The organism is Bradyrhizobium sp. CCBAU 51745 (assembly GCF_028128715.1).
In the GTDB taxonomy this organism is placed as follows: domain Bacteria; phylum Pseudomonadota; class Alphaproteobacteria; order Rhizobiales; family Xanthobacteraceae; genus Bradyrhizobium; species Bradyrhizobium manausense.
Genome location: NZ_LBJP01000048.1, coordinates 1 through 7,517 on the forward strand (window position 1 = coordinate 1; position 7,517 = coordinate 7,517).

Sequence of the window (7,517 nt, forward strand, 5' to 3'; positions counted from 1 at the left end):
CCAGCACCCCTCAAGGTCAGCTCAATGAGCTGCTGCCTTGGGATTGGAACAGAACCCCCGTTCAGTCTGCGGCCTGATCGGGCCAGCGCGCCACGCGATCATCCCGCGGCCCTCACCGGACGGTTACGTCTCGGACATCGAGGACGCCGGCATTCGGGAGGTGCTGCAGACTCCCGGCGCCGCCTATGGAGCTTGGTCCATTCTTGACGCATTGCTGGCGCCTACAGGCGTGGGAACGCCGTTCATCTTCAAGGAGCCGCTCGGACTAGCGCGCGAAGTCAAGGTCGCATTGTCCGGCCTGTTCGGACGCTTCGTCGCTCGCGCCTACCTCGAGCGCTATTTCAATCTCTCAATTTTCGCGCATCTCGGTAGCCGCGTCATCGACTTTGATCGCCGCCGGCAGGTCAAGGTCACCCGCCTCTCGCGGGGCGAAGAACACTCCATCGCTGTCAGCATAAGAGCTAGACATTGCGTAGCCCATTGATGGGACAATCAGGAGCAGCGCGTACATCAGGGCGTGCACGGCCTGCGAGAGCAGTCTCTCTTGGGTGGGGAGGGGTGCCGGTCCGGGCAGGCGCGATATTGCGCGGATCGCAAGTTGCGCAAGGACAATCAGGGTTACCAGCAGGCCGAACGCCTTGTGCCAGGGATAAAGCAGGTTGAACTTGGCCGTGACGGCATCATCGAGCTCGGTCATAGCCAAGCCAGCCGCCATAAGGCCAAGGACCAGCAGGGCACGCACCCAATGTAGTATCCGCAGCGCCGCCGGATACTTGTCGATCATTGGGGTTATGTCATAGGGCACGCTTTGAACTCCTTGGTGGGAATGGACGAGTGCACGGAGGTAATGCGCGTGCACATCGCGTAGCTGTACGATTCGGCGGTGCCAGTTCCGTTGTAGATCCGTCATGCTAATTCATCTTCAGGACTGAACAGAATGCTACCCGTCCCTTTCACTGATCGGTACGCGTATCTAGTTGATGCCGTGTCGCCACTATCGGGACAAACCTGGTCAGTGTTCGTTGCGTGACCAGAGATACGGCAGCTTTGTACACGGCGTTGATCCAATAAGGTACAACAGCCCGCCCGATATGACCAAGAGGGCCAAGAAGCCGAACATGAAGCTCCCACCTGCTTGGCCTAACAAGTAGCCAGCCGCAAACGGTCCAACGAAGTTACCCATAGACGACATTGAATGGACACCAAAATATGTTCCCCTGTTTTCAATGTTGCAAAGACGGTCCACAGCAACGAACTCGGAAGGCACAACAAGGACCTCCCCGAGACTGAATATAGCCATCGAGACAATAAAGCTCAGCGCGGAATCTGAGAGCGCAAATCCTAACGTTCCAAGAGCGAAGAAAAACACACCAATCATGAGGGAACGAATCTCTCCCAAATACTGGATCGCGACCTTAGCCGGTCGATTTGCGAGCAAAACGACGGCAGCGTTGGTCGTGACCATGAACGAGAAAATTTCGAGGCCGCCCTTGATAGATCCGTTCATGTATTGGGATAGGGTGACAGTCCATTGGCCGTGCACAGCAAGTATGAGAAGACCTCCCATGGCATAGAGGAGCAATCGCGCATCTCGCCTAGCATTGCGAAATGCGATCAACATCGGAGGAGCCGTATGAGATCGTCGCTTATCGTTCGAAAAGCGATCGGAAGGAATGATCAAGGTGAAAGCGACTGTCACAACAGCATAAATAATGCTGGAGACGATAAACAGAAGAGCGGTCGCGGGCCTCAAAAGAAGAGCAACCAGCGGCCCGATACCCCATCCAACATTGATAGCAAGGTAACGCCAGGAAAAGAGTTGGAGTCGGTGTTCTTGTGAAGATGCATCACTGAGAGCAGCTCTAGACAGGGGTTCAAAGACGAAAGACGAAACTGAACCGACCGCTTGTGCCGCCACAAATATCGCGACAGATTGCGTTACTGAAATAGTCGCGAGGGACGACGTTATCAACGCCAAGACTGTGACGAGAAGTCGCTTCCGTCCCAAAACATCGGAGAGGTTGCCTACAAATGGAGTGGCGAAGGCAGCGACAAAGGGGCCAATGCCAAGAACGGCACCTACGGAGGCTGGAGTGAGCATAAAGTCTTCCTGCAGCTTGACTGCGAGAAACGTTAAACTCATACCCCTTGCGACTGAGACGATTCCCGAGCCGCCAATTAGTAGCGCACTTGTTTTGTTGATGATGCGCAAATGTTTAGTTAGCATGGATCACGCAGCTTGGCGGCTGATCTCGATCGTGCAAGGAATCAACCTTGATCGCGGGTTTTGGAAGCCCGAATGCTTGCTTGATTTGCGCTATGCAGGTATCCATGCTTACCCTTACGGTCTCCTACTTCGCTTCGCGGCACCAGAGACTTTCGACCGAGAACACCGCAAGCGCTATCCAAATGGCGCCATAACCGACGAGTTGCACGTGACCGAATGGCTCGTCATAGGCAAATACGCCAAGTAGCAATTGCAGCGTGGGCGTTACGTATTGCATGATCCCCAGGGTTGACAACGGGATAAGGCGAACTCCCGCCGCAAACAGCAACAGTGGTACTGCCGTCACGGGACCGGCTGCGGCCAGCAGCAGCTGCATGCCGACATGCACACTGCCGAAATGACTATCGCCGTGCGCCGCGAGCCACAGCAGATAGAAAAACGCGGCAGGAAAAAGCAGCGTTATCTCCAGCGCAAGTCCCTCGAGGGAGCCGAGCTTCGCGGTTTTACGCAACAGTCCGTATGCGCCGAACGTGACTGCGAGCACGAGGCTGATCCATGGCAGCGTGCTATTTTCCCATGTCAGCCACAGGACGCCCGCAGCTGCGATGGCTATCGCGCCCCACTGCAGGCCCCGCAAACGCTCGTGCAAAAACGCAAGCCCGAATAGTACGCTGACGAGCGGGTTGATGAAATATCCGAGGCTCGCCTGGACGATCCGGCCGGTGTTAACCGCCCAGATATAGAGGCCCCAATTCGCCGACAGCAGTGCGGCGCAGGCTCCGAACCGCACTAAATTGGCAGGCTGGCGAAGCGCAGCGACGAACCAACGGCCGTCGCGGCGGACCGCAACCGCAACGGCTACGAACACCAGCGACCATACCATCCGGTGCGCAAGCACTTCGAGAGGCGGGATGGCAGCCAGCAGCCTGAAATAGAATGGGAAAAGACCCCAGATCGTGAACGCGATCAGCGCATAAACGAATCCCAAATTCATTTTACCCAACCGCCAGATCGCTGCCGGGGATGGCTTGCGACCCAGATCATTCCGGCGGGTCCCATTGCGGTGCGTACTCCGGACTAACCACCCGCTGGTCTTTCGGCAAGGAAGCAATCAATGCGCGATCCTCATCGTCGAGCTGCACGTTGAGGGATGCCAGGTTGCTCGCCTGGCTGGCCTTGCTGCTGGCTTTGGGAATGGCGGCTACACTCGGTTGATCGACCAGCCATTTGAGTGCCACCTGGGTCGGAAGCACCCCGTGCTTCTCGGCGATTCGAACGAGTGCCGGCATCTGGGGCGCTTTGCTGCGCATGAGTGGGCTATAAGCGGTCAACGCCATGTCGTGTTCACGGGCGAACTGGAGCAAGTTTCTCTGGCCCAATGTGACGTGATACTCGACCTGTATGGCCGCCAGCGGAGCACCCATCCCCTCAACAACCTGGCGCAGCAATGGCAAGGGAAAGTTGGCGACGCCGATGTTGCGCGCCCGCCCCTGCTCTTTGAGCGCGACTAGCGTCTCGATCGTGCGCGGCAAGTCCCAGTCCTTTGCTGGCCAGTGAATCAGAAACAGATCCACGTACTCGCTCCGCAGCGCGCGCAGCGTGTTGTCAAATGACCGGCGCATGTCCGTGGGGGCCAACTTGTCCCACCAGACCTTGCTCGTCACGTGGATATGTTCGCGGGGCACGTCGGTTTCGGCGAGCGCGCGACCTACCGCATCTTCGTTCTCGTAGGCCGCCGCGGTATCCACGTGACGGTATCCAATGTCGAGGGCCTGAAGCACGGCTCGCGTGCAGTCCTCGCCTACCATGGGCCAAGTTCCCAAGCCGAGCTTCGGCATGTTCAGCTGGCGGGAAGTGATAACATTGTTCTTCATGCTTGGCCTTTCCATCAGAGAGTCACATCAAGCCGGGCTATGGGCGGACGGGTGTTCTTCAGCGGTGCAATCGCCCTGCGGCGTCACCTTCGTCTTGGAGAGCGCAACGCCGGCGAGATATCCAAACGTCATTGCCGGACCGAGCGTTATCCCGCCGCTCGGATAGAAGCCACCCATCATGCTGGCGCTGTCGTTACCTACTGCGTAGAGCCCAGGAATGGCGCAGTTGTTCTCGTCTAGCACCCGCGCGTCGGTGTCGGTCGCCAATCCGGCGAACGTGCCAAGGCTGCCGGGCAACAATTTGACCGCGTAGAATGGCCCCTTTTCGATGGGCGCAAGACACGGGTTCGGCTGATGTTCGGCATCGCCCAGCGCTCGATTATACGGTGTCGCGCCCCTATGGAACAGCGGATCGGTGCCTTCCCTGGCGTGCGCGTTGTAGGTTTCCACCGTGCTCTTCAACGCCTGCGGGTCGATGTCGCATTTTGTCGCCAGTTCATCCAGGGTAGCCGCCTGTACGAGATATCCCGAGCGCCGATATGGGCGGACGGGAAACGGAAACGGCTTAGAGAAGCCCAGGCCGTATCGCCGCTGAAAACGATGATCGCAGATCAGCCAGGCGCAGACCTCGTCGCCGTCACGCGTGGCGGCCAGCAGTGCGCAGATGAAATCTCGATATGAATCGGCTTCATTGACAAAACGTCTGCCGGCGCGCGTCACCGCAATCACGCCGGGCTTTGCCCGATCGATCAAATGCGGAAAGATGACATTCGCGCCGCCTCCACGTTGAGGAACCAACGAGACGGGTGTCCATGCAGCGGGAGCGTCAAGAGTGTTGTTGAAGCGAGCGCCGACGGACTCTCCAAGACGTATGCCGTCTCCGGTGTTTGTGCACGGGGCCGCAGACCAATGGTCCAGCCCAGACGGGGTATAGGCGAACGTCCGCGACCTTCTTTCTACGTCGTGTGGATAGCCACCGCAGGCGAGCACAACACCGCGCCTCGCATGCACCTCATACTCGCTACCGGCGCCGACTACGGTTGCTCCGGTCACACGGCGGCCATCCCTCAGCAGGGCGACACCGCGGGCATGCGTGCGCAGGTGGACCCCGAGATTATCCGCCGACTTCAGCAGCCGAGCCACCAATGCATTGCCGTTGACGAGGTGCATCGAACGTCCGTAGCGCAGCTTGTGCCAGGCAAATGCAAGCAGTCGACGGCCTACGTAAAGGGCAGAACTCGGCGAGCGCGTCGCTCGATAAAAGTGCGAGATGTCTTGCCCCGCCGCAATCCCCATGCCCTTGATCGTAATGACCGAGAGTGGCTCACGCAGTTTGTCGATCAATGGGCCAAGTTTGCGCGCGTCGAACGGCATGGCACAGACCGAACGCCCCCCTGTCGCCGCACCAGGCGTGGTATGGAAATCCGGAATACGGTTGCCATCGATGAACCGAAGCGAGGTGTGACGTTCGAAGAAGTCGAGCATTTCAGGGCCACGTTCGAGCAGCGTATTTGCCTTGGCGGCGTCGAATTGCGCTCCCAATTCGCTTTTCAGGTACGTGAGGGGCGCATCGATCTCCTCCCGGATGCCTGCCCGCATGGCCAGCGAATTGCGAGGGATCCACATCCAGCCCCCCGACCATGCGCTTGTGCCGCCGAAGACGTCCTCCTTCTCCGCTACGATCACGGTCAGGCCATACGTTGCGGCCGTCACCGCCGCCGACAAGCCGCCTGCACCGGAGCCAAGTACCAGCACATCACACTCGAGCATCCGCTTATGGTTCATGTGTTGCACTCTCTACTGCCCTGACGGTCACTTTGAGTTGCTGAGGAACCGTCGTACCCTTTCCAATGTCATGATGTGCACGTGGGAAAAGCTCGTGGGCAGTTCGCGTCCGATTGCGATGCGGCAACATGGTTGATCTCGGCAGCGAGACTTGCACTATCGTCTTGAAGGTTGGTCGAAATGACTGTTGGACAACCGATTGCCTTCCAGATGCAGCTTGGTTTCATTTAACGCCCGGCGGACATATCCACGAAATCCGACCTTCGTTACGGACGGATCGTTGGGTATCTCAAGCGAATAGACGATGCCCTCCGGTAGACAAGCGAGGATGCTCTTTATGTCTATTCCTCCTTCACCGGGGATAAGTCGTTCACACCGGGCCGTATAGATCGCTTCTGCTGGGCCAGGTGGATGATCTGCTGGAGCGTCGCAAACCTGAATCCATTTGAACCATCCGGGCGGGAGCGCCCTTAGGAAAGTCAGATCGGAGCAAGACCGGTCAAAGTGCAGCACGTCCAGCAGGATGCTGGCGTTAGGGCGATTAACCTCGCGCACGATGCGAGCGGCCTCGACCAGACCCGGTGTCTCCGTCCACGAGACAAACTCAAGACTGACATTGAGATTGAGTGGCTGGGCCATGTCACACAACGCCCCGAACCGGTCAACCGCGCGGCTTTTTTCGGGATCGGGCAACTGGGTCAGGACGTGCCGGGCTCCGAGTTCAGCGCCGGCTTCGAGAAACGCCTGATAGTGCAGGTGATCACGTGAGGGATCCATTCGCGCCGCCTCGATGTCCCAAACCTTTATTCCGGACCTTGCGAGGCTCGCCTTGGTTTCTCTCATAAGCATTCGATCATTGACCAGATCGTACAATGGTTCCTCTGGTGTCGTACGGTTGAGCCGCAAGCCCACATATTCGTAACCAGCGTCGCTTGCTGCGTCGATCAACTGAGGTGGAGCGAGTCCCAGAGCCGTCAGGTGCGCTAGCGAATAGAGATTTCTCATCGCGACTGTCCCTTGGAGAGTAACCGATGATGGTGCAAGCGACGCGCAACCCTTGCGTCAAGCACATTAGGCGAGGTAATGACCAATTCGGGCTGCCCGAGTCGAGTGCGGTCGAGGCACGTCATGCAATTGGAGCCTGTGCTATGGCACTCATTCCCGCACAATGTTTCACAATCCCCTGCTGCACCAGGGCGAAACGCGCGGGATTGAATGAGCGTGTCTCGTCGTCGTTGCGGACATGCGATATGCGCAAGCGTAGCGCCGCCCTCGAAGGGCATCGTGCGTCGACTCGGCCTGCTCGGTCGTCGAGATCGCACCGCGGCATTGTCCTCCTTGCGCGCAACGGAACGGGTGATCGCAACGGCATTGACAGCAGGGTTCATCCTGCAACCTCGTGATCGCGCTCGCGCGCATGAAACGTCGATCGACAGATGGCTTACCGTGAGGCTGCGCCGCTGCGAACGCGTCATCCATCGCAGCGGCGCCCCTCCGGCAGTCAGGTCCGAGCGGCGGCAGCACCGCGCGCCCCGCTTGTACGCCGCCGATCATAGTCGGCCCGCGCGATCGGAACGGCTTTGGGATTACCGAGATCGTCGATGCGGACCCGATAGGTTTCCCGGGCCGTA

The 7,517-nt window shown here is 58.5% G+C and carries 6 protein-coding genes; all 6 read right to left on the reverse strand.

The features are described 5' to 3' along the window. Positions 1–349: 349 nt before the first annotated feature. The 6 genes from XH98_RS13105 to XH98_RS13130 all read right to left on the reverse strand — a co-directional run bounded on the left by XH98_RS13105 (position 350) and on the right by XH98_RS13130 (position 6,891). Complete coding sequence (locus tag XH98_RS13105) at positions 350–784, reverse strand: cytochrome b (protein ID WP_271597965.1); 435 nt, start codon at positions 782–784, stop codon at positions 350–352. 228 nt (positions 785–1,012) lie between these two features. Continuing rightward, positions 1,013–2,212, reverse strand: a complete 1,200-nt coding sequence (locus tag XH98_RS13110; protein WP_271618833.1) for an MFS transporter — start codon at positions 2,210–2,212, stop codon at positions 1,013–1,015. A gap of 139 nt (positions 2,213–2,351) precedes the next feature. After that, positions 2,352–3,221, reverse strand: coding sequence for an EamA family transporter RarD (gene rarD, locus XH98_RS13115; RefSeq protein ID WP_271618834.1), 870 nt, complete (start codon positions 3,219–3,221; stop codon positions 2,352–2,354). Between the two features lie 46 nt (positions 3,222–3,267). Next, positions 3,268–4,101 carry an aldo/keto reductase gene (locus XH98_RS13120; RefSeq protein ID WP_271618835.1) on the reverse strand — a complete coding sequence of 278 codons (834 nt, stop codon included), beginning with the start codon at positions 4,099–4,101 and terminating at the stop codon, positions 3,268–3,270. 27 nt (positions 4,102–4,128) lie between these two features. Beyond that, complete coding sequence (locus XH98_RS13125; protein ID WP_271618836.1) at positions 4,129–5,886, reverse strand: FAD-dependent oxidoreductase; 1,758 nt, start codon at positions 5,884–5,886, stop codon at positions 4,129–4,131. A 156-nt stretch (positions 5,887–6,042) separates the two neighbouring features. Further along, positions 6,043–6,891 carry a sugar phosphate isomerase/epimerase family protein gene (locus XH98_RS13130; protein ID WP_271618837.1) on the reverse strand — a complete coding sequence of 283 codons (849 nt, stop codon included), beginning with the start codon at positions 6,889–6,891 and terminating at the stop codon, positions 6,043–6,045. Between the last annotated feature and the right edge of the window lie 626 nt (positions 6,892–7,517).

Coding starts and splice junctions, on each gene's coding strand:
- XH98_RS13120 (WP_271618835.1), bottom strand. CDS start 4,101: ATGAAGAACAATGTTATCACTTCCCGCCAGCTGAACATGCCGAAGCTC.
- rarD (WP_271618834.1), bottom strand. CDS start 3,221: ATGAATTTGGGATTCGTTTATGCGCTGATCGCGTTCACGATCTGGGGT.
- XH98_RS13125 (WP_271618836.1), bottom strand. CDS start 5,886: ATGAACCATAAGCGGATGCTCGAGTGTGATGTGCTGGTACTTGGCTCC.
- XH98_RS13105 (WP_271597965.1), bottom strand. CDS start 784: ATGATCGACAAGTATCCGGCGGCGCTGCGGATACTACATTGGGTGCGT.
- XH98_RS13130 (WP_271618837.1), bottom strand. CDS start 6,891: ATGAGAAATCTCTATTCGCTAGCGCACCTGACGGCTCTGGGACTCGCT.